Source organism: Arsukibacterium sp., from assembly GCF_018402695.1.
GTDB lineage: Bacteria > Pseudomonadota > Gammaproteobacteria > Enterobacterales > Alteromonadaceae > Alishewanella.
Window position 1 is genome coordinate 121,408 of the sequence record NZ_JAGYIM010000019.1, and the last position, 26,062, is coordinate 147,469.

Annotated in this window: 27 protein-coding genes and 1 pseudogene; 17 read left to right on the top strand and 11 right to left on the bottom strand. The window is 50.7% G+C overall.

The window, feature by feature from the left end:
• Window positions 1-182: 182 nt before the first annotated feature.
• The 4 genes and pseudogenes from fba to tkt all read right to left on the bottom strand — a co-directional run bounded on the left by fba (window position 183) and on the right by tkt (window position 5,629).
• Window positions 183-1,247, bottom strand: coding sequence for a class II fructose-bisphosphate aldolase (gene fba / locus KG631_RS12005; protein ID WP_213999955.1), 1,065 nt, complete (start codon window positions 1,245-1,247; stop codon window positions 183-185).
• A 103-nt stretch (window positions 1,248-1,350) separates the two neighbouring features.
• On the bottom strand, window positions 1,351-2,541 hold the full coding sequence (locus KG631_RS12010) for a phosphoglycerate kinase (RefSeq protein ID WP_213999956.1): 1,191 nt from the start codon (window positions 2,539-2,541) through the stop codon (window positions 1,351-1,353).
• Window positions 2,542-2,557: 16 nt separating this feature from the next.
• Window positions 2,558-3,571: an erythrose-4-phosphate dehydrogenase gene (gene epd / locus KG631_RS12015; protein WP_213999957.1), complete on the bottom strand. Its 1,014-nt coding sequence runs from the start codon at window positions 3,569-3,571 to the stop codon at window positions 2,558-2,560.
• A 56-nt stretch (window positions 3,572-3,627) separates the two neighbouring features.
• Window positions 3,628-5,629 (bottom strand): annotated as a pseudogene (tkt, locus tag KG631_RS12020) (transketolase).
• A gap of 329 nt (window positions 5,630-5,958) precedes the next feature.
• Here tkt and metK point away from each other — a divergent pair.
• From metK to KG631_RS12090, 14 genes are all read left to right on the top strand, one after another.
• Window positions 5,959-7,107 carry a methionine adenosyltransferase gene (gene metK, locus KG631_RS12025; RefSeq protein WP_213999958.1) on the top strand — a complete coding sequence of 383 codons (1,149 nt, stop codon included), beginning with the start codon at window positions 5,959-5,961 and terminating at the stop codon, window positions 7,105-7,107.
• A gap of 198 nt (window positions 7,108-7,305) precedes the next feature.
• Complete coding sequence (locus KG631_RS12030; RefSeq protein WP_213999959.1) at window positions 7,306-8,889, top strand: AbgT family transporter; 1,584 nt, start codon at window positions 7,306-7,308, stop codon at window positions 8,887-8,889.
• A 107-nt stretch (window positions 8,890-8,996) separates the two neighbouring features.
• Complete coding sequence (gene rsmE, locus KG631_RS12035; protein WP_213999960.1) at window positions 8,997-9,725, top strand: 16S rRNA (uracil(1498)-N(3))-methyltransferase; 729 nt, start codon at window positions 8,997-8,999, stop codon at window positions 9,723-9,725.
• Window positions 9,726-9,732: 7 nt separating this feature from the next.
• Window positions 9,733-10,698, top strand: coding sequence for a glutathione synthase (gene gshB, locus KG631_RS12040; protein WP_213999961.1), 966 nt, complete (start codon window positions 9,733-9,735; stop codon window positions 10,696-10,698).
• A 61-nt stretch (window positions 10,699-10,759) separates the two neighbouring features.
• Window positions 10,760-11,317: a YqgE/AlgH family protein gene (locus KG631_RS12045; RefSeq protein ID WP_213999962.1), complete on the top strand. Its 558-nt coding sequence runs from the start codon at window positions 10,760-10,762 to the stop codon at window positions 11,315-11,317.
• On the top strand, window positions 11,317-11,739 hold the full coding sequence (gene ruvX / locus KG631_RS12050) for a Holliday junction resolvase RuvX (RefSeq protein WP_213999963.1): 423 nt from the start codon (window positions 11,317-11,319) through the stop codon (window positions 11,737-11,739). The genes KG631_RS12045 and ruvX overlap by 1 nt, the downstream gene beginning before the upstream one ends.
• Window positions 11,723-12,001: a DUF1653 domain-containing protein gene (locus KG631_RS12055; protein WP_213999964.1), complete on the top strand. Its 279-nt coding sequence runs from the start codon at window positions 11,723-11,725 to the stop codon at window positions 11,999-12,001. Before ruvX ends, KG631_RS12055 begins: the two co-directional genes overlap by 17 nt.
• 173 nt (window positions 12,002-12,174) lie before the next feature.
• Window positions 12,175-12,459 carry a superinfection immunity protein gene (locus KG631_RS12060; protein WP_213999965.1) on the top strand — a complete coding sequence of 95 codons (285 nt, stop codon included), beginning with the start codon at window positions 12,175-12,177 and terminating at the stop codon, window positions 12,457-12,459.
• The gene (locus KG631_RS12065; protein ID WP_213999966.1) at window positions 12,452-13,147 is read left to right on the top strand and encodes a YIP1 family protein; all 696 of its coding nucleotides are present in this window, start codon (window positions 12,452-12,454) and stop codon (window positions 13,145-13,147) included. The genes KG631_RS12060 and KG631_RS12065 overlap by 8 nt, the downstream gene beginning before the upstream one ends.
• A gap of 22 nt (window positions 13,148-13,169) precedes the next feature.
• Complete coding sequence (locus KG631_RS12070; RefSeq protein ID WP_213999967.1) at window positions 13,170-14,333, top strand: efflux RND transporter periplasmic adaptor subunit; 1,164 nt, start codon at window positions 13,170-13,172, stop codon at window positions 14,331-14,333.
• 1 nt (window position 14,334) lies between these two features.
• On the top strand, window positions 14,335-15,045 hold the full coding sequence (locus KG631_RS12075) for an ABC transporter ATP-binding protein (RefSeq protein WP_213999968.1): 711 nt from the start codon (window positions 14,335-14,337) through the stop codon (window positions 15,043-15,045).
• Window positions 15,038-16,276: an ABC transporter permease gene (locus KG631_RS12080; protein ID WP_213999969.1), complete on the top strand. Its 1,239-nt coding sequence runs from the start codon at window positions 15,038-15,040 to the stop codon at window positions 16,274-16,276. Before KG631_RS12075 ends, KG631_RS12080 begins: the two co-directional genes overlap by 8 nt.
• Window positions 16,269-17,396: a histidine kinase gene (locus KG631_RS12085; protein WP_213999970.1), complete on the top strand. Its 1,128-nt coding sequence runs from the start codon at window positions 16,269-16,271 to the stop codon at window positions 17,394-17,396. The genes KG631_RS12080 and KG631_RS12085 overlap by 8 nt, the downstream gene beginning before the upstream one ends.
• Window positions 17,380-18,153: a LytTR family DNA-binding domain-containing protein gene (locus KG631_RS12090; protein ID WP_213999971.1), complete on the top strand. Its 774-nt coding sequence runs from the start codon at window positions 17,380-17,382 to the stop codon at window positions 18,151-18,153. Before KG631_RS12085 ends, KG631_RS12090 begins: the two co-directional genes overlap by 17 nt.
• Window positions 18,154-18,166: 13 nt before the next feature.
• Here KG631_RS12090 and KG631_RS12095 read toward each other — a convergent pair whose 3' ends face one another.
• Entirely contained in the window at window positions 18,167-19,078 is a 912-nt protein-coding gene (locus tag KG631_RS12095) for a tRNA/rRNA methyltransferase (RefSeq protein WP_213999972.1), read from the bottom strand.
• A gap of 118 nt (window positions 19,079-19,196) precedes the next feature.
• Between KG631_RS12095 and rlmJ the strand changes: the two genes are divergently transcribed.
• Entirely contained in the window at window positions 19,197-20,087 is an 891-nt protein-coding gene (gene rlmJ / locus KG631_RS12100; RefSeq protein WP_365868988.1) for a 23S rRNA (adenine(2030)-N(6))-methyltransferase RlmJ, read from the top strand.
• A gap of 3 nt (window positions 20,088-20,090) precedes the next feature.
• On the top strand, window positions 20,091-20,894 hold the full coding sequence (locus tag KG631_RS12105) for a S1/P1 nuclease (protein ID WP_301003784.1): 804 nt from the start codon (window positions 20,091-20,093) through the stop codon (window positions 20,892-20,894).
• Window positions 20,895-20,925: 31 nt separating this feature from the next.
• Here the strand turns inward: KG631_RS12105 and KG631_RS12110 are convergent, their stop codons facing one another.
• The 5 genes from KG631_RS12110 to KG631_RS12130 form a co-directional block, all read right to left on the bottom strand.
• Window positions 20,926-21,471 (bottom strand): hydrolase, encoded by a 546-nt coding sequence (locus tag KG631_RS12110; protein WP_213999973.1) that lies wholly within the window; start codon window positions 21,469-21,471, stop codon window positions 20,926-20,928.
• A 60-nt stretch (window positions 21,472-21,531) separates the two neighbouring features.
• Entirely contained in the window at window positions 21,532-22,200 is a 669-nt protein-coding gene (locus KG631_RS12115) for a hypothetical protein (protein ID WP_213999974.1), read from the bottom strand.
• Window positions 22,187-22,783, bottom strand: a complete 597-nt coding sequence (locus KG631_RS12120; protein ID WP_213999975.1) for a sigma-70 family RNA polymerase sigma factor — start codon at window positions 22,781-22,783, stop codon at window positions 22,187-22,189. Before KG631_RS12120 ends, KG631_RS12115 begins: the two co-directional genes overlap by 14 nt.
• A 68-nt stretch (window positions 22,784-22,851) precedes the next feature.
• Window positions 22,852-23,484 (bottom strand): energy transducer TonB, encoded by a 633-nt coding sequence (locus tag KG631_RS12125; protein WP_213999976.1) that lies wholly within the window; start codon window positions 23,482-23,484, stop codon window positions 22,852-22,854.
• A gap of 87 nt (window positions 23,485-23,571) precedes the next feature.
• A complete protein-coding gene (locus KG631_RS12130; protein ID WP_213999977.1) occupies window positions 23,572-23,895 on the bottom strand; it encodes a DUF440 family protein in 324 nt (107 codons plus the stop codon).
• Window positions 23,896-24,012: 117 nt separating this feature from the next.
• On the opposite strand from KG631_RS12130, the gene rlmA reads away from it, so the two are divergent.
• The gene (gene rlmA / locus KG631_RS12135; RefSeq protein WP_301003785.1) at window positions 24,013-24,831 is read left to right on the top strand and encodes a 23S rRNA (guanine(745)-N(1))-methyltransferase; all 819 of its coding nucleotides are present in this window, start codon (window positions 24,013-24,015) and stop codon (window positions 24,829-24,831) included.
• On the opposite strand, the gene KG631_RS12140 is transcribed toward rlmA, so the two are convergent.
• Entirely contained in the window at window positions 24,828-26,036 is a 1,209-nt protein-coding gene (locus KG631_RS12140; RefSeq protein ID WP_301003786.1) for a serine hydrolase domain-containing protein, read from the bottom strand. The two genes, rlmA and KG631_RS12140, sit on opposite strands and share 4 nt — an antisense overlap.
• Window positions 26,037-26,062: the final 26 nt, after the last annotated feature.

Below are 26,062 nucleotides of genomic sequence, written 5' to 3' on the forward strand. Positions count from 1 at the left end.
TACAATAAGCCCTCGGTTAGAGGGTAAACCGTCCGCATCATTGCAGTTAAAACTCAGGTTGTCAACAGCATGCAGCTGCCTGAACCTAGGGTTTACCACGATGATCCGGCCGGTTTATCACCAATTTTAAGCGTCATTAAACCTATAGTTGTTAATATTTAATGACGCATTAAATATTTTGGTTATTTTATATTCGGTGTCAATTTTCCAGCCGTATATAAATCAACCATGGTATCGAGCGACAAGGCTTTAATTTTACTGCCATTGCCAGCACAACCAAAGGCTTCATAACGGGCAATACAGATATCTGCCATCGCTGTTACCGAAGCCTGTAAATACTTACGTGGGTCAAATTCCGCCGGATGCTGCGCCAGATAACGACGAATAGCACCAGTAGACGCTAACCGTAAGTCAGTATCAATGTTAATTTTCCGCACCCCAAACTTTATACCCTGCTGTATTTGAGCCACTGGCACGCCATAAGTTTCCGGGATTTTACCCCCATACTCATTAATAACTTCCAGCCAGTCTTGTGGCACTGAAGAGGAGCCGTGCATTACCAGATGGGTATCCGGTATCCGTTGATGTATCGCTTTAATCCGGTCAATCGCCAGAATATCATCAGTAGGTGGCCGGCTGAATTTGTATGCACCATGCGAGGTACCGCAGGCAATAGCCAGCGCATCAACCTGCGTTTCACGCACAAACTGTGCCGCTTCTTCCGGATCAGTCAGCATTTGATCATGGGTTAACACCCCACTTGCTCCAATACCATCTTCCTCACCGGCCTCACCGGTTTCCAGCGAGCCAAGACAACCTAACTCTCCTTCAACGGAGACGCCACAGGCGTGCGCTATTTCAACAACCTTGCGCGTTACATTAACATTATAAGCATAATCCATCGGCGTTTTACCATCTTCGCCCAGTGAGCCATCCATCATTACCGATGAAAAACCAAGCTGAATTGAGCGCTGACATACCGCCAGTGAAGTGCCGTGGTCCTGATGCATGACCACCGGAACATGGGGAAACTCTTCCACCGCGGCTAATATAAGGTGCCGTAAAAACGGAGCCCCCGCATATTTGCGTGCACCTGCCGAAGCCTGCACAATCACCGGACTGTCCGTTTTATCTGCGGCCAGCATAATGGCGCGCATTTGTTCCAGGTTGTTTACGTTAAATGCCGGGATGCCGTAACCCACTTCGGCGGCGTGATCGAGCATTTGCCGTAATGATATCAGTGCCATGAAAACCTCTCTTTTATACTAAGGTACAGTTTGTAGGTAAAATGTCGTCTTTATTTTATTATGAATTTTTTATGACATCGCATTAGCGCGATGCTTTGCAAACTTAATTTTTGGGGCTATTAGCTGCCCGTTGTTCCAGTATAGCGACTGCCGGTAAGGTTTTGCCTTCTAAAAACTCTAAAAACGCGCCACCACCAGTAGAAATATAAGATACATCACCGGCAATACCATATTTATCAATAGCTGCCAGGGTATCGCCGCCGCCAGCAATCGAGAAAGCATCACTGCTGGCAATGGCTTCAGCCACTGCTTTGGTGCCGGCCGCAAATTGCTCAAACTCAAACACCCCTACCGGACCGTTCCAAACGATAGTACCGGCATTTTTCAGAATATCGGTTAACTGGCCAATAGTTGCCGGGCCCACATCAAAAATCATCTCGGTGCTGGCGACATCGGCAACCAGCTTTAAACTGGCCGGTGTCTGCTCATTAAATTCCTGCCCCACTACCACATCAGTTGGCACAGGTATTATGGCGCCGCGCGCTCTGGCCTGTTCAATAAGCCGCTTCGCTTCCGGGATGAGATCTGGCTCGTACAGAGATTTACCCACGTTATTGCCCTCTGCAGCGATAAAGGTATTGGCAATACCGCCACCCACGATCAGCTGGTCTACCATACCTGACAACGATTCCAGCACGGTCAGTTTAGTTGAAACTTTTGAGCCGCCAACAATGGCAACCAATGGCCGTTTCGGGTTCTTTAACGCGGCACCCAACGCATCCAGCTCTGCTACTAATAATGGCCCGGCACAGGCAACGGGGGCAAATTTTGCCACACCATGCGTAGATGCTTGTGCCCGGTGGGCCGTACCAAAGGCATCCATCACAAACACATCACATAAGGCGGCAAGTTGCTTTGCCAGCTGGTCATCATTTTTCGCTTCACCCTGGTTAAAGCGCACATTTTCAAAAACCACAACTTCAGCCGCACTTACCTCGACGCCGTGTAAATAATCGCTGGCCAGTCGCACAGGTACCGTTAATGCCTCAGCCAAATAATCAACAACGGGTTGCAGGGAAGCATCCTCTGCAAACACCCCCTCCTCAGGCCGGCCCAGGTGAGACATCACCATGACTTTCGCGCCTTTATCCAGCGCCAGCTGAATAGTAGGTATTGCCGCTTTTAACCGGGCATCCGACGTTACTTTGCCCGCTTTAACCGGCACATTTAAGTCTTCCCGGATTAATACCCGCTTTCCTGCTAAATCCAGATCACTCATCCGAATAACGCTCATTCTTTGCTCCTTGTCATTAATGTTGTTGCAGCATGGCCCGCGCTGTATCGAGCATCCTGTTGGCAAAACCCCATTCGTTGTCACACCACACCAGACATTTAACCAGCCGTTTATGACTGACCCGGGTCTGAGAGCCATCGACAATGCAGGAGTGCGGGTTATGATTAAAATCAACGGAAACCAGCGGCTCTTCAGTATAATCCAGAATACCCGCCAGGATGCCGATCCCGGCGTGTTGCAGTGCTTTATTTACCCGGTCAATGCTGACATCCTGATGCAAGGTAACACTTAAATCCATGGCCGTGACATTTACAGTGGGTACGCGTACGGCGATGGCTTCAAACCTGCCGGCAAACTTGGGTAAAATTCGTTCTATGCCCAACGCCAGTTTGGTATCAACCGGTATAATCGACTGACTGGCCGCCCGGGTCCGGCGTAAATCCGGATGGTAAGCATCGATAACCTGCTGATCATGCATTGAAGCATGAATAGTAGTAATAGTACCGCTTTCTACGCCAAAATGCTGATCCAACACCTGAATAACCGGCACTATGCAGTTAGTGGTGCAGGAGCCTGCCGATACCACGGTCATCGCATCAGTTAACAGATGCTGATTAATACCATAAATAATGGTGGCATCAATATCCGTATCCGCCGGATGAGAAAACAATACTTTTTTTGCACCTGCAGTTAAGTGCCAGTTGGCATGCTCACGACTGTGAAATACCCCGGTACACTCCAGCACCACATCGACATCCAGCTCTGCCCAGGGCAGTTCCAGCGGATCCGCTTCGCTGAATAACGCAATCTCGTCATCGGCTACCCGGAGTCCACCGGCAAATGATTCCACCTTACAACCGAAACGGCCATGTGAGGTGTCATACTTTAATAAGTGCGCTACCCCTTTCGCATCGGCCAGCTCGTTAATAGCAACAACCTGCAGTTGCTGTTGCCATCCATTTTCGTATATTGCCCGCAAAATATTGCGGCCAATCCGGCCAAAGCCGTTTATTGCCAGTTTAATTGCCATATCACCACATAAAAGTGGGACCGCTAAGCGGCCCCGGGATTGTGTATTAGTAACGATTAGCCGTTCAGTTGTTTGGCCGCAGCGTCTACAATAGCATCAACGGTAATACCAAAGTGCTTAAACAGCTGCTCGGCTGGTGCCGACTCACCAAAAGTGGTCATACCGATAATATCGCCCGTTAAGCCTACATACTTATACCAGCTATCAACAATACCTGCTTCTACCGCAATGCGGCTGGTTACAGCAGCAGGTAATACCGCTTCACGGTAAGCCGCATCCTGAACATCGAATACATCGGTAGATGGCATTGATACCACCCGTACCTGTTTACCTTGGTCAGTTAAGATTTTCGCTGCCTGCACCGCCAGTTCAACCTCTGAACCTGTGGCAATAATAATCAGTTCCGGCTGTTGCGCGCTGTCAACCAGCACATAACCACCGCGTTTGATATTGCTGACAGTCGCCGGATCACGCTGCTGTTGTACCAGGTTCTGCCGGCTGAAAATTAATGTGGTCGGACCGTCGTTGCGTTCAATTGCTGCCTGCCAGGCAACCGCAGACTCAACCTGATCACAAGGCCGCCAGTTCATTAAATTAGGGGTGGCACGTAAACTCACTAATTGCTCTACCGGCTGATGCGTCGGGCCGTCTTCACCTAAACCAATTGAGTCGTGCGTATAAACAAAAATCACCCGTTGCTTCATTAATGCGGCCATTCGCACCGCGTTGCGGGCGTATTCCATAAACATTAAAAAGGTGGCGCCATAAGGCACAAAACCGCCATGCAAGGCAATGCCATTCATCATCGCCGACATACCAAACTCGCGCACACCATAATAAATGTAGTTGCCGCTGGCGTCGTTAGCTGTCAGTGGCTTAGAGTTGTCCCAGATGGTCAGGTTTGAGCCAGCTAAATCAGCAGAGCCACCCATCAACTCAGGCAACAAAGGGCCAAAGGCGTTTAATGCATTTTGAGAGGCCTTACGGCTGGCAATAGTCGCCGGGTTGGCTTGCAACTTTTCGATGTAAGCCTGTGATTGCTCGGCCCAGTTAGCCGGTAACTCACCGGCGAGTGCGGCGGCTGAACTCGGCAGCCAGTTCCGGGTGCGCCTTTTTATAAGCAGCAAACAAAGTGTTCCACTGCTGTTCTGCTGCGGCGCCTTTACTGTTGGCATCCCACTGTGCGTAAATATCCGCCGGTATCTCAAAAGGTGCATGGGGCCATTGCAGATAATCACGCGACGCCGCTATTTCAGTATCGCCTAACGGCGCACCATGACAATCATGGCTGCCACCTTTATTCGGTGAGCCATAACCAATTACCGTTTTACAGCAAATAAGGGTTGGTTTGTCCGTCTGGGCTTGTGCCTCGGCTATTGCTGCTTTAACGGCATCACTGTTGTGACCGTCAACATTAGCAATAACGTGCCAGCCATAGGCAGCAAAACGGGCCGGGGTATCGTCGGTAAACCAGCCTTCAACATGGCCGTCAATCGAAATACCATTGTCATCCCAGAATGCAATCAGCTTATTTAAGCCCAGGGTACCGGCAATCGAACAGGCTTCATGCGAAATGCCTTCCATTAAACAGCCGTCACCTAAAAACACATAGGTGTGGTGATCCACTATCGGGAAGTCTGGCTGGTTAAACTGGGCTGCCAGTGCTTTTTCTGCCAGCGCCATGCCGACTGCATTGGTAATACCCTGCCCCAGCGGGCCCGTGGTGGTCTCTACGCCTGGCGCATAGCCATATTCCGGGTGACCCGGAGTTCTGGAATGCAACTGGCGGAATTGTTTTAAATCGTCAATGGTTAAATCATAACCGCTGAGATGCAACAATGAATACAGCAGCATAGAGCCATGGCCATTTGACAACACAAAGCGGTCACGGTCGGCCCAGGCCGGGTTTGCAGGGTTATGCTTCAGGTAATCCCGCCAGAGTACTTCAGCAATATCTGCCATGCCCATAGGGGCACCAGGGTGGCCTGATTTTGCTTTTTGAACGGCATCCATACTTAGGGCACGGATTGCATTGGCGAGTTGTTTACGAGATGGCATTGTAGCTCCTGCTAGTGTCTTTATTGGGGACGGCATAAAACTGGGCCTTATTTTCACTTACTGCCAGCCAGATGGCAAATGATAATCCGCGGCAGCGACTATTTTCCGGCCTGAAGTGATCGGCCTGTTAACTTTACCGTAAACTTTGGCATTAAAGACGTCTGGGCGTCAAATATTACTAGCCAAGGCCGGTCTGTTTCACTAAAATAAGCGGCTATTTTTCTGGCGGCGACGTGCAGGCTGAGTTTCAGCTATATACACAAAAGTATGCACACTAGTATTTTGGCCCCCAGCGTGATGAATTAACCAACTTTGGTGGAACACAACAGATGGCACAACATATTTTTACTTCTGAGTCGGTATCTGAAGGACATCCGGACAAAATCGCCGATCAAATCTCCGATGCAGTATTAGATGCAATTCTGGAACAAGACCCGAAAGCCCGTGTTGCCTGCGAAACGTTTGTAAAAACCGGTATGGTGCTGGTAGGTGGTGAAATTACCACCACCGCCTGGGTCGATATTGAAGAGCTGACCCGCAAAACCGTGCGTGAAATTGGTTACACCCATTCAGATATGGGCTTTGATGCCGATTCCTGTGCAGTACTCAATGCCATTGGTAAGCAATCACCGGATATTAATCAGGGCGTGGATAAAACCGACCCACGCGAGCAAGGTGCCGGCGACCAGGGTTTAATGTTTGGCTATGCCAGCAATGAGACCGACGTGTTAATGCCAGCTCCTGTTACCTATGCCCACCGCTTGGTGCAACGTCAGGCGCAGGTGCGTAAAGATGGCACCCTGCCCTGGTTGCGTCCTGACGCCAAGTCACAGTTAAGTTTTATTTATGAAGACGGTAAGCCGGTAGGTATTGATGCCGTGGTGTTATCTACTCAGCACTGCGACACCATCAGCACCGAAAACCTGCGCGAAGCAGTAATGGAAACCATTATTAAACCGGTATTACCGGCAGAGTGGTTAACCAGCAAAACCAAATACTTTATTAACCCGACCGGCCGTTTTGTTATTGGCGGCCCAATGGGCGACTGCGGCTTAACCGGCCGCAAAATTATCGTCGATACTTATGGTGGTATGGCCCGCCATGGTGGTGGCGCTTTCTCGGGTAAAGATCCGTCAAAAGTTGACCGCTCAGCGGCATATGCTGCCCGCTATGTTGCGAAAAATATTGTAGCAGCAGGCTTAGCTGACCGTTGTGAGTTGCAGGTGTCCTATGCAATTGGCGTTGCCGAGCCAACCTCTATCAGCCTGGAAACCTTTGGCACCAGCAAGCTGAGCGAAGAGCAGTTAATTAAACTGGTACGCGAACACTTCGACCTGCGCCCTTATGGCCTGATTGAAATGCTGGACCTGGAGCGGCCTATTTACGGTGCCACTGCGGCCTACGGTCACTTTGGCCGCAGCGAGTTCCCATGGGAGCAAACCGACAAAGCTGATTTACTGCGCCAATACGCCAAATAATCGTTGAAAGACGAAGGGTAAAAAGGAGAGCTCAGGCTCTCCTTTTCCGTTTTTATTAGCACTTCAGCTTATTTTACGCTTACCAATACCAACGTTTTGTGTATGATAAAGGCGTTTTACCTTCCAGGGGTAAGCTGCAAGCGATAGCAGCTGACAAACTAAAAAGATAAGAAAGACAAAAAGGTCAAAGGAAAATCTATGTCTGAACAAATTACCGCCGTAGAAAAAAACGGCTGGATGAATCGTGCGCTCAACACGATAGAAGTGGTGGGGAATAAATTACCCGATCCAGCAGTATTATTTGCTTTATTGATGGTTATTGTCTGGGTACTGTCCTGGCTATTGTCTGGAGTAAGCTTTAGCGAACTTCACCCGACTACCGGTGAACCCATCCAGATTGTCAATTTACTATCAGGCAACGCCTTAACTAATTTTTCATCAAACATCGTCAATACTTTTGTTACTTTCCCACCATTGGGTGTGGTGTTAGTTGCAATGTTAGGTTTAGGTGTGGCGGAATACACCGGCTTTATTAATGCCGGCTTACGCTCTATTTTAACTGTTACGCCGAAAATGTTGCTTACCCCGGTGCTGGTTGCGGTGGGTGTGTTAAGCCATGTCGCTGTAGATGCCGGCTATGTGCTGGTTGTGCCGCTTGGCGCAGTCATTTTTTATGCGGCCGGCCGTCATCCGTTAGCGGGTATTGCTGCTGCTTTTGCCGGCGTATCCGGTGGCTTTTCCGCAACCTTCTTTGTGCCATCAAGTTTAGACCCGTTGCTAGCTGGTTTAACCCAGGCCTCGGCGCAAATTCTGGACCCGTCAGTTACCGTCAACCCACTTAACAACTATTTCTTTACCACGGCATCAACCTTTTTAATTGTCGCTATTGGCTGGTTTCTTACCGATAAAGTCATAGAGCCGCGCTTAAAAGCGACAAAGGTGGACGGTGATACCTCACAAATGGTGACGATGGAGGCATTAAAACCCAACGAATTACGTGGTCTAAAAGCTGCAGCGCTCTCGATGCTGGCAGTAATAGGGTTATTGGCATTAAGTATCATATTGCCGGAAAACACCCCCTGGGCCGCCAAACCAGAAGAAGTATTACCCGGTGTTAACCCACTGCTGACGGCTGCCGCACCATTAATGAAGTCTATTGTTACCATTATTTTTGTGTTTTTCCTGGTGCCGGGCATTGTCTACGGCTATGTTTCCGGTTCAGTAAAAAGCCATCGTGATGTGGTCGCCGGTATGAGCCATGCCATGAGCGGCATGGGCTACTATATTGTTATGGCGTTCTTCTGTGCCTTGTTTTTATATGCGTTCAGCCAGTCTAACCTGGGTGTACTGATGGCGTTAAAAGGCGCAAATGCCCTAAAAGCAATGGGTTTACCCTTAGGCATGACGTTGGTAGGCATCGTGTTTTTATCGGGCTTTGTTAATTTGGTCGTGGGTTCTGCCTCGGCCAAGTGGGCCTTAATTGGTGCCATTATGGTGCCCATGCTGATGGAGCTGGGTATCTCGCCCGATCTGACCCAGGCGGCCTACCGGGTAGGTGATTCTTCAACCAATATCATTACCCCGTTGTTGCCATATTTTCCATTAATTGTGGTGTTCTGCCAGAAATATGTCAAAAATAGCGGCATTGGTACCCTGGTTGCATTGATGCTGCCGTTCTCCGTGGTGATGCTGGTTTTATGGACCGCTTTCTTACTCGGTTTCTGGGCTTTGGATATTCCACTTGGTATTGATTCAAGTTACGAGTACCTGCCAGGTCGATAACCCAAAATATTGTCGACCCTTCAACGCCGCTGCCATTGCAGCGGTTTTTATTTTGGAAAGCATAATTCCCTGCTACCATTAAGCACTTTTAAGCAAGAGCAGTTGCTATGCGGATCCCCCGAATTTATACCCCCCAAAGTCTGACAGTAAACCAGTCGTTGCAACTTGATGATGACGCTGCCAACCATGTCGGCCGGGTGCTGCGGATGCAAGCCGGTCAGGCGCTGCAACTGTTTAATGGCGATGGCCATAACTACGCTGCCACTATTACTGAAGTCAGTAAAAAGCAGGTATCGGTTAACATTACTGATGCGCAGGCCAACCCGGTAGAGTCACCTCTGCATATTCATCTGGGTCAGGCTATCTCGCGCGGTGATCGGATGGATTTTGCCATTCAAAAAGCCGTTGAGTTAGGGGTAACGGAAATCACCCCGCTGTTTACCGAACGCTGCGGCGTAAAACTGGACGGGGAGCGGCTAAGTAAACGCAATGAGCAATGGCAAAAAATCGCCATCAGTGCCTGCGAGCAGAGCGGTCGCAGCGTTGTTCCTACGGTACACCAGGCTGTCAATTTAGACCAGTGGCTGGGCCAAAGTACAAATTCATTGCAGCTGACCTTGGATCCACGGGCAAGCGCCACCATTAAAACCTTAACAGTCAGCCAACATATCCGGCTGGTTATCGGCCCGGAAGGTGGCTTTACTGATACTGAGGTTGCGGCAACCAGCAACGCCGGTTTTACCGGTATTCAGTTAGGGCCACGGGTACTTCGTACTGAAACAGCAGCGCTGAGCGCAATCAGCGCCTTACAATTGCAATTTGGCGATCTCGCCTGAGGTAAGTATGACCGCAATTAAACTGGGGGTAGTAATGGACCCCATCAGCCAGATTAATATTAAAAAAGATTCCAGCTTTGCCATGTTGCTGGAAGCCCAGCATCGCGGCTATGAAATCCATTATATGGAAATGGCCGACTTATACCTGTTGGAAGGGGAAGCCCGGGCCACCACCAAAACCCTGACATTGCGGGAAGACAAACACAGCTGGTATCAGTTTAATAAAGAACAGGACATCGCCCTGGCCGATTTAAACGTCATACTCATGCGTAAAGACCCGCCGTTCGATACCGAATATATTTACGCCACGTACATCCTGGAGCGGGCCGAGCAAGCTGGCAGCCTTATTGTTAATAAACCACAAAGCCTGCGTGATGCTAACGAAAAACTCTATACCGCCTGGTTTAGTCAGTTTACCCCGAAAACCCTGGTCAGCCGCGACGCTGCGCGCTTAAAAGCGTTTTATCAGGCCGAGCAGGACGTTATTTTAAAACCGCTGGACGGCATGGGCGGCGCGTCTATTTTCCGGCTGAAACCCGGTGATGCTAATGTCAGTGTGATTATTGAAACCTTAACAGAACATGGCAGCCGCTATGCCATGGCACAACAGTATATTGCCAAGATAACTGAAGGTGATAAACGTATTTTGGTGGTTGACGGCGAGCCGGTGCCCTACTGTCTGGCCCGGATCCCGGCCAGTGGTGAAACGCGGGGCAACCTGGCAGCCGGTGGCCGCGGTGAGGCCAGGCCCTTGTCTGACTCTGACTGGGCCATAGCGCGGGCACTGGGGCCGGTGTTAAAAGAAAAAGGGCTTATCTTTGTGGGTTTAGATGTAATTGGTGATAAGCTTACTGAGATCAATGTCACCAGTCCCACCTGTATTCGTGAAATCGAGGCGGCTTACCCGGTAAGTATTACCGGGATGTTATTCGATGCTATCGAGCAACGCCTGGCCGCCACCCCTGCACTATAACTGCAGTGCGATAACCGCATTACTGTAACGACAATACAGTAATCACAACAGTGAGGTTGCTATGCAAGATTTCCAGGATCATTTTTTAATTGCTATGCCAGCGCTGGACGACCCGATGTTTAAGCGCAGTGTCACCTACATTTGCGAACATAGTGCCGAGGGCGCGATGGGCATCGTCATTAACCATCCGCTGAACGTGACGGTAGCCGATTTATTACAACAGTTACAAATTGAATTTGACAGTAAAAGTCCGGTAGCGCGCAGCGCGGTATGCGCCGGCGGCCCGGTGCAAAGCGATCGCGGCTTCGTGTTACACAGCCCCAAAGGCGGTTACAGCAGTACCTTAGCGTTAAATAACGGCCTGATGGTTACCACGTCAAAAGACATTTTAATCGACTTAACCACCCCGGCCGCGCCAGAGAAGTTTCTGCTGGCACTGGGTTATGCTGGCTGGACCGCTGGCCAGTTAGAGCAGGAAATTGCTGACAACAGCTGGTTAGTGATCCCTGCCGATAACACTATTATTTTTGATTTGGGCCATGCCGAAAAATGGCAATCTGCCACCGCGAAAATGGGTATTAAACCCTGGCAGTTAACCGCTGAGGCTGGCCACGCGTAATGAGTAGCAGCAGAACCGTACTCAGTTTTGATTACGGCACTAAAAGTATTGGCGTGGCGGTAGGCAACGAGCTTACCGGCAGCGCCACCTTACTTAACGCCCTAAAAGCCCAGGATGGCATTCCGAATTGGGATCAAATAGCGAAGCTTATCGCCGACTGGCAGCCGCAATTGTTGCTGGTGGGCTTACCGCTGAACATGGACGGCAGCGAGCAGGACTTTACCACCCGCACCCGAAAATTTGCCAACCGGCTGCATGGCCGCTATGGTTTGCCGGTTGAGCTGCATGACGAACGGTTATCTACTGCCGATGCCCGTAGTCGCTTATTTGCCGAAGGTGGCTATCGTAAACTGACCAAAGACAAAGTCGATAGTTTGTCTGCGCAGATTATTTTTGAGGGCTGGTATGAACAACAGTCTTGAACCCGTTAACGCTGCTGAACCCGCGAATGCTGCTGAACCCAAAATCGTTCGTGGCTATTATCAGCATTATAAAGGCGCCTATTATCAGGTTATTGATTTCGCGCGCCATAGTGAAACCGACGAATGGCTGGTAATTTACCGCGCTTTATTCGGCGACTTTGGCTTATGGGCCCGCCCGGCCAGTATGTTTAGTGAAACTGTCGAGATTGCCGGTGAAGAGCTGGCCCGCTTTCAATATATCGGCGAAGAGTCGCCACTGTAATTTCTTACTCAATACGCCCTACTCTTATTTCGCAAATTCTGCCGAAAATCACCGTAAATAACCGCTTATCATTTTTCCCCCTCTCGCCACAGTAAATAGTTTTACTCTTGTTACCGTTGCTTATGACAAAAGTCGTTACATTTAACTTTTTTGTTAACTCGCAGGAGCATGTTATGTTTGAATCCACTGAATGGTTACATTTATATCAACAAAGCAGCGTCGGTTTTTTACTCTGGTTTGTACCATTGTTTCTGGCTATCTATTTTATTCCAAGCCTGATTGCACTATTTTTCAACCGCAAACATCTTGGCAAAATCGTGCTGGCCAATATTCCGGCGGGCTTATCGGTTATCGCCTGGTGTGCGCTGATCGGTGTGGCGTTCAGTGGCAAGCTGCTGGACAAGAACTTATTTAATAAAAATAAAACGTCACAACAAATGGAGAACAGTCATGAGTAAAAATGTCGGTCAGGCGCTGCTGGATATCTATGTCGCGCCCAAACAAGTATTTAAGGTGTTACCAGAAAAAAAAGGCTGGAGCTGGGTAGCATTGTTAGTCATCCTGGTCGTTAACGTTGTCGGGATCTGGTACTTTTACTCGGGAATGACCCCGGAGTGGATTGTAGAGCAGCAAATTGCCCAGACCGCCCACAATATGACCCCGGCAGAGATTGAACAAAGCCGCGCCGTTATGGGGCAAATGGCCGATAAAACCGGCATTATTTCAGTAGCGGCCATTCTGGTGATGACCCCGATTATTATGGCCATTATGGCGCTATATCTGATGCTGGTAGGTAATCCGGGCCAGAAGCGGCCGTATGGTGACTGGTTCGCTATGACCGTCTGGAGCAACATGCCCGGAGTGTTAAATATGCTGGGCCTGATTATTCTGGTGCTGATCAGCAGCGATCCTAACTTACCGCTAACCACCGCCAACTACCTGTCATTAAACCAATTGTTGTTTGGTCTGGAGCCGCGCCACGCCTGGTATGCCTGGGCTGAGAACTTTAACTTAATTTATCTGTGGATTGCTGGCTTATTTGCGGTTGGCCTGCATTGCTGGAGTGGCTACAGTGCTGTTAAAAGCGCCCTGCTGGGCTACGCACCACTGCTGGTTATTTATGGTCTGTGGGCTGTATTTATCTGACCTTGTTAAACGGAATTAACTAATGAAAAAGCTGCTGATATTGCTGGTAATTGTCGCTGTACTGGTGGGGCTGCTGAGCCTGAGCCAATACCGGAAACAACAACAAACCACCAGCGTCACGACGGCGCTGGTCAGTGAGGGATCGCTGGCCGACAGCATTCTGGCGTCGGGTAACCTGGAGTATAATACTCAGATCCAAATTCGCTCTGAGGTGACCGGCCGGGTGCTGGAAGTGTTAGTTGAGGAAGGCGACACCGTTGAAAAAGGCCAGATGTTAATGCGGCTTGACGATACGGCTTTTGCCGCCGACGTTAACCGTAACCGGGCCATGGTGCAAAGCCAGCAAATTGATATTGCCCGTACTAAAGCGCAACTGGCTGATTTGCAGCGCCAGTACAACCGGCAACAGCAGCTGCTTAAAAACGGGCTTATTCAGCAGGAAACCATCGACAGCCTGCAAAGCCAGCTCGACATTGCCGACATTAATGTCCGCTCGGCTGAGGCGGCCTTGCAACAAGGCCAGGCTATGCTGGCAATGGCCGAAGATAACCTGAGCAAAACGGTATACCGGGCACCGATTGCCGGTTTGCTGTCCACCGTTGATATCAAGCCAGGCGAAACAGTCATAGCCGGCAGTACCAATATTATTGGCAGTCCGTTAATGACCCTGGCCGATCCCAGCGCCATTCTGGCTGAATTGCGGGTAGACGAAGCGGACATTGCCAATGTTCATCTTGGTCAGCACGCTGAAATTTATGCCGCGGCTTATCCGCATCAGGCTATTCAAGGCGAAGTTATCCAAATTGCGACTTCAGCCCGTTATCTGAACCAAAGCCAGAGCTTATCATTCCGGGTAAAAGTGTTGCTGCAACCGCAGGATATTGCGCTGTACCCGGGTATGAGCTGCCGGGCCGAAATTATTTTGTCGCAAAAACAGCAAAGCTTGCAGGTACCGATTGCCGCCATTCAGCAAGGCTCGCAGCAGCCGGAAGCGGCTTATTTTGTCTGGAAAGTAGTGGATGATGTCGCAGTAAAACAAACCGTTAGCCTTGGCATGGCCACCGATATTGCCCAGGAAATATTAACTGGCCTGCAAGCGGGTGACGAAGTCGTTGTCGGCCCGGCCCGTACCATGCTTGGCCTGGTTGAAGGGCGCCGCCTTACCACCGAACAGCAGGAATACTGAGATGAGTAACCCGGTTATTCAGCTGCATCAGGTCAGTAAAAGTTATCAGATGGCTGACGAAACCTTTTATGCGCTAAAGCACGTTGACCTGGCCATCACAGAAAATGACTACGTTGCAATTATTGGCCCTTCAGGCTCTGGCAAATCAACCTTAATGAATATTCTGGGTTGCCTTGATACCCCGAGCGCCGGCCATTACCAGCTGGCAAACCGCGACGTATCAACCCTGAATGAAACCGAGCTGGCCGAACTGCGTAATGAAGCGGTTGGCTTTATTTTTCAGAGCTTTAACCTGCTGCCGCGCGCCAGCGTACTGGCAAATGTGATGCAACCGCTTATTTACCGGTTAATGGCGAACAGCCAGCGCAAAGCACTGGCGCTGGAAGCCCTGCAACGGGTTGGTCTTGCTGATAAAACCAGCCACTTACCCAACCAGCTATCGGGTGGTCAGCGCCAGCGGGTTGCCATTGCCCGGGCGCTGGTAACGAAACCGCGGATCCTGCTCGGCGATGAGCCAACAGGTAACCTGGACAGTAAAACCACCAAAGATATTATGGCGTTATTCGATCAGCTGCATCAGGAAGGTCACACCATCATTCTGGTTACCCACGAGCAGGATATTGCTGATCATTGTCAGCGGGTGATCCGGCTGGTCGACGGGGAAATTGAACAGGATTTTCGTAACCCGCAGGGAGTGGTCAGACATGCTTAAATTACTGCATGCCGGTTTTGAAGGCAGTAAAGCGGCCTTTGCGTCAATCCGCGCTCATGGCCTGCGCAGCGCCCTGACCACCCTGGGTATTATTATTGGCGTTGCTGCGGTCATCACAGTTGTGGCTATTATGCAGGGGCTTAGCCACAGCATTACCAGCCAGCTGGACGATTTAGGCAGTGACATGATCACCCTCAGGGCCTATACCCCGACCAACCAGCAAATGCTGGGTATTCAAAACCGGCTGCATTACGACGACTTTTTGATGCTGAAAAGTCGGGTAAGTAACGTCGAAGATATGACCGCCAGCATGCAGGCATTCAGTATGGGCTCGCAGGTGCAATATGGCCGCAACAGCGCCCAGTCGCAGATTATCGGCACCGACAGCAGCTATCAGAATGTGGTGCGGGTATACCCGGAAGCGGGTCGGTTTTTATCAGGCAGTGACGATGATCGCCGCCGCCGGGTCGCTTTTATCGGCTCGTCGCTGATTAAACAGCTCGACTTACCCGCTAACCCGGTCGGTGAGTTTATCAATTTATCCGGCGACTGGTTCCGGATAATCGGTGTGGCAGAAACCCGTGGCAGTATGTTTGGCTTTGATCAGGATAACTATATTATTGCCCCGTTCAGCACCATTCGTTCGTTAAGCGGCGAACGGGCGGCCCGCAATATTGACGTGATGTTCCGCCCTGCAGCCGGTGCCGACCCTCAGCAAATACAGCAGCAAATGCGCGCTTTATTGCGCCAGCACTTTAAACTGGCTGCAGATGAACCCGACCCCTTTGAATTTGTCAGTGCCGAACGGATGATTGAACAGTTTAATACCATTACCCGCACCATTACCCTGGTTGCCGGCGGTGTGGTCAGTATCAGCCTGCTGGTCGGTGGTATCGGCGTGATGAATATTATGCTGGTATCGGTTACCGAACGGACCCGGGAAATTGGTATTGTCAAAGCACTGGGCGCTACGCCGCAATTTATTCTTATTCAGTTTCTGGTTGAGGCGCTGGTACTGTCTTTGTTTGGTGGCATTATTGGTTTAGCGCTGGGCGCCGGGGTGGCCAGTTTTATCGGCTTAATGATGCCAGCCATGCCCGATGCATTAATTCCGTTATGGGCGGTGTTGCTGGCAATCGGTTTCACTACCTTAATTGGCGTAGTATTTGGCCTGGCCCCTGCCATTAAAGCCGCCCGCCTTAATCCGATAGATGCGCTTCGTTATGAATAAATCCCTATCTTACTGGCGCCAGCATTGGCAACTATGCTGGCAGACTAACCGGGCATACCGGATTGGTCAACTGCTGACCTTTGTGCTTTTTGTCAGCTTTTATTTGCTGTACAGCCTGCCTTTTTTGCAGAACGAGCAGCAAGCATTGCTGGTAACGTTCTTTATCCGCTACCTGCTGGAAGCCACGTGTTTTGTGCTGGTTAGTCACTTTTTACTCCGGCCACCACTGAGAATTTATTATTACCGCGGTTTTAGCTTTGGTGCCGCGCTGAAGTTTGCCTTAATGCTGGTGCTGGCGGCTTTGCTATTGGCTGTAGTCAGTGTTTTTATCTCGTTTTTACCTGCCCTTAGCAGTACAGATATGCAGCAAATCGCCATTGTGGATAAGGACAGCGCTGAAGGCCTGCAGATGCACTTCTCGCTCACTACCCTGGTGGTGATGATGTGGTCAATGCACTTGGGCCTGTATATCCTGTGGAGTTTGTTTTACATCGGCTGGCAAATGCGCCAAAGCCGCAAAGCGCTACAACAGGAAATGCAACAGGCGCGGCTGCAGCAACTGACTAACCAGCTAAACCCACATTTTTTATTTAATGCCTTAAACAGTATCCGCGCACTGATTTTTGAAGATCAACACAAAGCTGCTGATACCGTTACTCAATTGGCTGAATTATTCCGGGTCCATTTACAGGCGCATCTACGCCCTACCGCCAGCCTGCAGGAGGAGTGGCTGCTTTGCCAACACTACCTGAAAATTGAGCAGGTACGGCTGGAGCAGCGACTGCAGCTTCACGTAAGCATTGCCGATGACGTTTCGCAGCAACTGTTACCGACCTTGTGCTTACTAACCTTACTGGAAAATGCAGTTAAACATGGCATCAGCCCTAACGCTGCGCCTGGCAGTATTGAAATTAGTGCCGCCAGGCAAGGTAACCGCTGGCAATTATTAGTGAAGAACACCATTGGTGTGCGCTCAAGCAGCCAGTGTACCGGTACCGGTTTAAGCAATTGTCGTAAACGGCTGCAGCTGATGTTTGGCGAACAAGCCAGCATAACGACTGAGCAGAACCCAACCCATTACAGCGTGCGCCTGGAGCTGCCGTATGCCCACAGCCTTTAAAACCTTAATTGTTGATGACGAGCGGCTGGCCCGCAATGAACTAAAACGGTTATTGCGGGCGCATCCACAGTGTGAGATTGTGGCCGAGGCCGCCAGCGCTGCTGAGGCCCTGGCAATATTGGCAGAGCAGCAGATAGACCTGGTATTTCTGGATATTCAAATGCCGGAAGTCAGTGGTATCGAGCTGGCACATGACATCCCGGCCAGTACCCGCTTTGTCTTTGTTACGGCCTTTAACAGCTATGCGCTGGATGCGTTCTCGCTAAACGCTATTGATTACTTACTAAAACCGGTCGCGCCAGAGCGGCTGGCAAAAACCATTGGCCGGTTGCCGGTTGCCGGCACAGCAGAGCCACCAGCGCCCGGCACCCAGCCTGAACCAACTTTGCACCAGCAGCACGCCCAGCAAAATTGGTTACCGGAGCATCATGGTATTTTGCTAAAATTCGGCGACATTAACCGCATTGTCCGCCTGCAGGAAATTTACCGTTTTGAAAGTATCGGCAACCATGCGGCGGTTTACACCGCTTATGGCAAAAGTTACCTGCACAGTTCATTGGCCAAAATTGAACAAAGGCTCGACCCGGCCTATTTTTTTAAAACCAGCCGCGCCGACATTATCCGGCTCGATGCCATTGAACATATTGAAGCCGGGATCAGTTCCGGCTCTATGCTGGCGATACTGCGCGATGGCCAGCAAATCGAAGTAAGCCGGCGCCAAGCCCAGCAGCTACGTCAGCTTTTCAGCAGTTTTTAATTTGCAGCTGATATTATTCGCCGTGCTGGCGGTACCACTCGCCTACTATTAAGCTGGCCGCTACGCTGACGTTTAGAGACTCTACGTTGCCGCTGCCCGGTATTTGCAATGCAATGTCTGCGCTTTTGGCGACGGCTTTTGATACGCCAGACATCTCTTCACCAAATACAATCACCACCTTTTGCGGCAGTGCTGTTTTATACAGTGACTGGCCACCATGGCTGGAGGTAGTCACCAGGCTGTAGCCTGCCTGCTTACACAGCTGCAGCGCCAGTGGCATATCATCACAGCTTAGCGGGCTGATAAATTCGCCACCGCCCTCAGCTGTGCGCAGCGCCGCCCCCGACTGCAGCAACTGCGGCTCGCGCATAAGAATGCCGGTAACGCCAAAATGCGCACAAGTGCGGGCAATCGCACCTAAATTATGTGGGTTACCTACGCCATCCAGCGCCAGTAAACATTCCCGCCGGGCCGTTGTTTTACTCAGGTAACTGGCAATGCTGCTAACAGGCTTACGTTTAACCAGCAGCACGATGCCGCCATGGTGCTGGCTGGCGGCGACCTTCTCCAGCTCGGTGTCATCAACGATATGGTAGGCTTTTTTCTCTGCGGCCAGGTACTTCATCATGTCAGCGAATTTGGGGGCCATTTGTTGCGAGATGTATAAGCGGATAATCGCCTCTGGCCGCTGGCTGAACAACACCCGGCAGGCATTGTCGCCGTACACTTTGCTCTCATCAGTATAAGCAGAGGGACGAGCGGCCTTGACGCTATTTTTATCAGCATTCTTATCGCTGGCAGCGGCCTTACTGACTGGCGCTTTTTTCAGCCATGGCTTTTGCAGCGGGTTTTTCTGCAACTCGTTGTTGGCGGCTTTGGGGTGACGCTGCTGGCTGCGGCCAGCGCGTTTTGGCTTATCTACCATTGAAATTTACCATTAAAATGTTCTGCATCGCGCGAAATGGCGCCAATTTTAGCATCGCTATCGCGCTATTACTTGTATTTTTCCGCTACCCCAGTATCCTTGGCGACATTATTTAAAGGTGTCAGCAAAACAGGGCCAGAACAGCATGCTCAGTTATCGTCATAGTTATCACGCCGGCAACCATGCCGATGTGTTAAAACATCTGGTGCAGGTGACTATTCTCGACTATTTGCTGCAAAAAGATAAACCGCTGTGCTATCACGACAGCCACGCTGGCGCCGGTTTATACAGCCTGGGCAGTGAGCATGCCCAAAAGACTGCCGAGTACCAGCAGGGTATTGGCCGGCTGTGGCAGTATCAGCCAACTTCAGCGCCACTGGCCCGTTATTTAGAACTGATTAAAGGTCTTAATCCGGATAATGAGCTGGCGTTTTACCCCGGCTCACCGAAAATCGCCGCGCTCATGCTGCGCCCGCAAGATACCATTCAGGCTACCGAGCTGCACCCGAGCGACTACCCCATTCTGCAAAGCCAGTTTGCCCGCCGCCGCTACAGCCGGATTGAAAATATTGATGCCTATGCCGGCTTTAAAGCCATGTTGCCGCCCTTGGTGAAACGCGGTCTGGTGCTTTTGGACCCGCCCTACGAGCTGAAAACTGAATACAGCGACCTGGTTGCCGGCCTGAGCGAAGCCTATCGCCGTTTCCCGCAGGCGACATACGCTATCTGGTATCCGGTAATTGAACGCCCGGCCGCAGAAGCCTTTATTTCAGCCATAGTAGCAACCGGCATTAAAAACCAGCTGCGAATTGAATACTGTCCCTGCCCTGATAAAGCCGGCTTTGGCATGAGCGGCAGTGGTATGCTTGTCATAAATCCACCTTACACTTTGGCCGATGCAATGCGCGAAGCATTAACCGAGCTGGCCCCATTACTGGCCGAACCCTTACCGGCAAGCCCTGAAGCGGCCAGACTTTTGTGGCAAGTCAGCCAGTTAGTTGGAGAGTAAATAATGATGTTTGTCCGGGTTGTTTCCAAAATGGCGGCTTATATTATCGCCGCTACCCTGTTACTGGGGATATCTGCCGACAGTCAGGCGTTTGGTCGTACCGGTCATATTATGATCTGCGACATGAGTTATCAGCTAATCCAGCCTGCAACCCGCCACAAGCTTGATAAGCTGTTACAGGCAACCCCTTACCAAAGTTTTGGGCCGGCCTGTGTCTGGCCTGATGAAGTACGCTCAGAAGATGAGTATGCCTGGACCAAACCACACCATTACATCAATTTGCAGCGTGGCGAAACGGTGGTTACCCGGCAGCACTGCCCAAAAGTCGGCTGTGTGGTATCAGCCATTGAAGATATGCAGCTGCGGCTGCAACAAGATCAGCAAGACTGGCAGGCCTTATTGTTTTTAAGCCACTATATCAGCGACTTGCACCAGCCACTGCATGTCAGCTTTGCTGATGATTTAGGTGGCAACCGTACCGCGGTTTATTTTTATGGTGAGCCCTCTAATTTACACGGGCTGTGGGATACCGCCATGCTGGTGAAACTGGGCTATGAAGCGCCTGCCAAACAACAGCAACTGTTTGCCAGCTTAACCCCAGAGCAGCAGCAACAATGGCGTGACAGCAGCTTAATGGACTGGACCAATGAATCAGCAGCGATCACCGTTGGCCTATACCAGGACTACCGGCCAGGCATGCTGATTGATGATACCTACCTGACAAAACACCAGGCTACGCTGGAGCAGCGCCTGCTGCAGGCGGCAGTGCGCCTCGCTGCCACTCTGGACACGCTATTTGCAGAATAAGCTATTTGCAGAATAAATCAGCCAGCTTGAATTAACGGATCCAGCCCTTACTGATCTGGCGAAAGCTCTCGTGATCGCCGCGTTCCAGCCATTCAAAGGCCAGCATTTCTTTGCTGATTATCTGACAGCCGGCCTGCTGCATCCGGCTTAGCGCCAGTTGTTTGTTTTCAGCGGTACGCGAGCCAACAGCCTCAGCCACCACAAACACCTGATAGCCGGTGGCTAATAAATCAAATACCGTTTGCAGCACACAGACATGGCTTTCGGTACCAATCACCACTATCTGGTGCCGGCCAAGGGACGCCAGTTTCTGCTGGATATTCAGATCACGGCAGGCACTAAAGTGAATTTTTTCTACTACTGCGTCATCTGGCAGTAACTCCCGCAAACTGGCCACCGTCGGGCCCAGCCCCTTAGGGTAATGCTCTGTCGCCAGCAAGGGCACATCCAGTTGCAGTGCTACCTGCAACACCCAGGCAGCCGCCTGCTCTACTTCTTTGGTTTCATATATTGCCGGTGCCAGTTTCTGCTGAACATCAATCAGCAGCACCATACTGTCGTTAGCCTGTAATAACATTAGCCGTCCACACTTGTTAGCTCTGTCTGTGAATGAAAGTTGCTACTGCCGTCCTGCACATTACGTTGCCGGGCACTGGCCGGCAGCTGCGGTTGGTTTCAGCGCAGCAATGGCCAGAATATGGCCGCTGGGCGCAAACTGTAGTTCAACCCACTGCGGTTGCGGCACCGGCTCAAGCTGCATCAAAGCATTAAGTTCCTGTACCAGCTCAATTGCCACATTAAGCTGCAGATTATCGCACATTGCAATCTGCCACGAATCTTTATGCCGGGTCAGCACCCCTACCTCGCGCTGCATTGCACTGCTACGCTCACCAGCGCGCTGTAATTGCTTTTGCTGAGCCTGCAGCGTCTGTAAACGCTGCCGGGCAATTGTTGTTTCACTTTTTATTTCAGGATCGCCAGCTGCCGGCGCCGTTAAATGGTGCCACTGTACTTGCGTTGCCGCACTGTTATCAGCCGTCAGATGGGTAATGGTATCAATCTGATAGTACGTCGGTAGCTTAGCAGGGTTAACCCAGCTAAGCACTAAGACTAAAGCCGCACAGCCAAGCGCCAGTTGCGAAAAATACCACCATGACCGCCAGTTACGCTGGCTGCGTGCTTGAATTGCCTGGCGCATAATCCGCTGTTTTACTGCGCCAGGCAGGGGCTGCTCAGCTTTTAGTGCCTGATAAGCTTTGCTTAGCTGCTCGTCAGGCAATCTGGTGTCAGAATCAAACTTTGACATTATCCTCTCCCATAAAGTGGGCTAAGCGCTCCCGGGCATAGCGTAAACGGCTTTTAATGGTCTCTGGCAGTTCGCCGGTTATCTGGGCGATATCGTCCAGGCTAAACTCTTCTAACTGCAACAATATCGCTTCACGTTGCAGCAGCGGCAGCGCCGCTAACCCCACGGCCAGCCGCTGTTGCTGTTGCAAACCTGCCAGCTGGTCGGCAAGAGTATCCTGGTGGCTACTGTCAGCCGGTCCGCCAATCTGGCCGTCCTGCCACTCCGTTAACTGCCAGCGCTGTTGTTTACGTAACTCATCTACCAGGGCATTTCTGGCCAGGGTAAACAGCCAGGTTTTAAAGCGGCTTTCTGCCCGGTAGCTCTGGCGGTTTTCCAGTACTTTTAACCAGCATTGCTGACTGATATCAGCTGCCAGTTCGGCATCGGCCTGCCGCAATAAAAAGTGATATAAATCATCACCGCATTGCATTATCAGCTGCTCCAGCCATTGCAACTGACCACTTTGCTGAAACTGTTGCATCAGCTCATCGGCACAACTGCTGCGGTTAAACCAGGGCGGAAGTATTACAGACCATGCCATAAGCCACATCCTTCTGTTAACGACTGCTGACCATTGCCGGTCAACAACCTCTGGTGCCTGTTCTGAGCTTAGCCAGCATCAACAGTAAAATCGAGTACTACCTGCAAATTTGTCTGGCGAATTGCTTTACCATCAATTACTTGTGGCTGATACTTCCAACGGCGCAGTGCCCGGGCGGCTTCGCGGTCAAATACCCCTCTGGGCTCGGCTTGCAGTACTTCAACATCCGTAACGCTGCCACTTTCATCTATGCTGAACCGTAATTTCACCCAGCCACTAATGCCATCCCGCAGCGCCGCTACCGGAAAACGGGGTTCAACCCGTACCACTGGCGTTGCTGTTTGATCCCTACCGGCGCCAAAACCTGTTAGATCAGTTTTCAGTTGCGGTGGCGCGACTTTAAAGCCGGGCCCGGGTATAGCAACATTGGTTACTTCCACTGGTGTACGGGGTGCCTGCTCGGGCGGTACCACAGCCGGTGGCGGTGGCGGCAGCGGTTTTACCACTACCGGCGGGTCTTCCGGGTTAACAAACAGTTCAACTATTGGCAATGCTGTCATTACCGGGCGTTCTGCAAGCGGTGGCTTTATCAGCAGGTACATAATAACAAACAAGCTGAACGTCACTAACGCGGCCAGCAGCATACTGCTAATCATCCGGTTGAAGGTGGTGAAAGGGTTGGCGCAACTGATATTTTGCATAGGGCATCCTCCGTGTTTAGTGATTAGACGCCGGAGGATGGAATAAGGGGTTAAATTATTTTAGTTTTTTACTGGTTACGCCACTCTTTATTGATTACGCCATTGGGCATGACACAAGCCATCGTGTTTTTCGCGGCTGAGTAAAATACGGGCCAGCACCTTATCGGGGTTACCATCCAGTCCGGTTAAGCCTATTTGTGCCTCGTAATGCAGCTCTGGCTCTAAATCCTGCATTATCAGCTCTACCCACTCTACTCCGGGCAATACCAAATCCACATAGCCCCGCTGCTCATATTGCTGCTGATACTGGGTATAGTCTTCGGCGCTGAGATTATCCGCGGCCAGCTCTTCAAAAATATCAAACGCGTGATCGCACAGCTCATCCAGCGACCATAATTCTAAACCTTGCATAGTTCCTGCCTTGGTAAGTTCATTTACTCAGGTAATAATGCCGGCATTATAGCAAGCCTTTGCGCGCAAAGCTGCCAAGCTGTTACACTGCGGCCGTTTATCACAGCGGATTTTAACATGTATATTTGTCCACTTTGTCGCCAGCCACTTACGTTAACCGGCCGCCAGTATCGCTGTGCCAGTAACCACAGTTTTGATCTTGCCAAAGAGAGCTACGTTAATCTGCTGCCGGTACAACAAAAAAACTCGAAAGATCCCGGCGATAATAAACTGATGATCGAGGCCCGCCGGGCATTTTTACAAAGTGCAGCGTATCAGCCGTTATCAGATGCAGTGAATAAACTGGTAATGCAGGCTGCACCGGCAACCGTGCTGGATTTAGGCTGCGGTGAGGGTTATTACAGCGGTCGGTTACAACAGGCATTAAAACCGGCTGTGCGGCTATCTGGTATTGATATTTCCAAAGCAGCAGTCAAATATGCCGCCCGCCACTATCCGGCTATCCGGTTTGCTGTGGCCAGTGCTTACCAGCTGCCGTTTGCTGATAACAGCTTCGACAGCATAATCCGCATTTATGCCCCGTCAGATAGCAGCGAGCTGCAGCGGGTTATTAAGCCACAGGGCCGGCTAATCAGTGTTAATCCCGGCCCAGAGCATTTAATTGAAATGAAGCAAGCGGTGTACCGCGAGGTAAAACTGCACAGTGATCAAATTAAAGACCAGCCGGGTTTTCAGCATATTCAGCGGCAGCAATTAAGCTACCCGCTGCATATTACCGAGCCAGAGCAGCTGGATAACCTGCTGCAGATGGTGCCACTGGCCTGGAAGTTTAGCAGCGACACCCGCCAGGCTTTTATTGCCACCACCCGCACTATCAGTATCGACTTTCTGCTGGACGTATATCAGTCAGATAAAACCGCCGATAAACCCGGTTAACACTGCGTTTGGCCATCGCTATTCACGGTGCACTTAGCCAGCCGGGTTTTATCCTGCTGCTGCAACGTGGCAAACATGGTGGCCCAGAATCGGGGTGTCAGTTCATTTACCACATTCGACTCAGCATTCAGTAAGATTACCAGCCCCAGTTCACGCTCACGCGAGTAGGCCAGTTCAGCCCGAAAGCCCTGCACCCAGCCACCATGATAAATAAGTTGCTCGCTGCCAAACTGATATACCCGCCAGCCCAACGCATAATGGGCGTCGTTAATGTAATTACGCCATTGTGCCCGGCGCAAATCACGCGGCGTTTTTACCCGCTTTTTTACAATTTTATCCAATACCTGTTGCGGCATCACCTGCGGGTAATAACCCAGCTGGGCAATCAGCCAGTGGCTTAAATCAATAACACTGGCATTCACCCCAGCCGCCGGGGCAAACCGATAGTAATTTTGGTTTACATTGCGTGAATGCCAACGGCCACGGGCCCGGATATGCGGGCTGGCCCGGTTCTCATTCAGCAAATAAGCTTCTAAGCCGACTGACGCTGTCGGCAGTTGCAATGGCTCAAAAATGTTTTTCTTCAGTAAGCTGGCGTAATCACTGCTGGTGGTCTGGCTTATTATTGGCTCAATTAAACTAAACAGCACATTCTGATAACCATAACACTGGCCCGGGTTACACAACGGGTCTATTTTCTGAAACTGCGGCATTATCCGCTCAGGCAAAATATTCGCTTCAATCAGGTTATCGTAGGCATTAGGCATAACGCCACTGCTTTGCGACAATAAATGCTCAATTTTCAGCTGCGGATTGTACAGTGCATTTTTAAAGGAAAACTCCGGAATATATTGCACCACCGGCTCGTCCCACTGAAAATGGCCCCGCTGTTCCAGCAGACTGGCTAAACCGGCAGCAAAAGTTTTTGACACTGAGGCAATCCGGAATACGGTGTAGGGGTCAACGGCTTCATCGCCATCAATATCTCGTACCCCATAACCTTTGGCACTGATAATTTTGTTCTGATAGACCACCGCATAGGCAGCACCGGGAATGCCATGTTCAGCCATCTGCTGATTAAAATAGCGATCAAACTCTGCTAATTCGGTTGCAAGTAACCCTGTCGCCACCGTTTGTTCAGCAAGCTGCCCACTAGCAGCTTGCTGCGCCTGGCTTGGTACCGGCCATGCCAACATTAAATTCATCAGTACTACAGCTGAAAATACCCGAA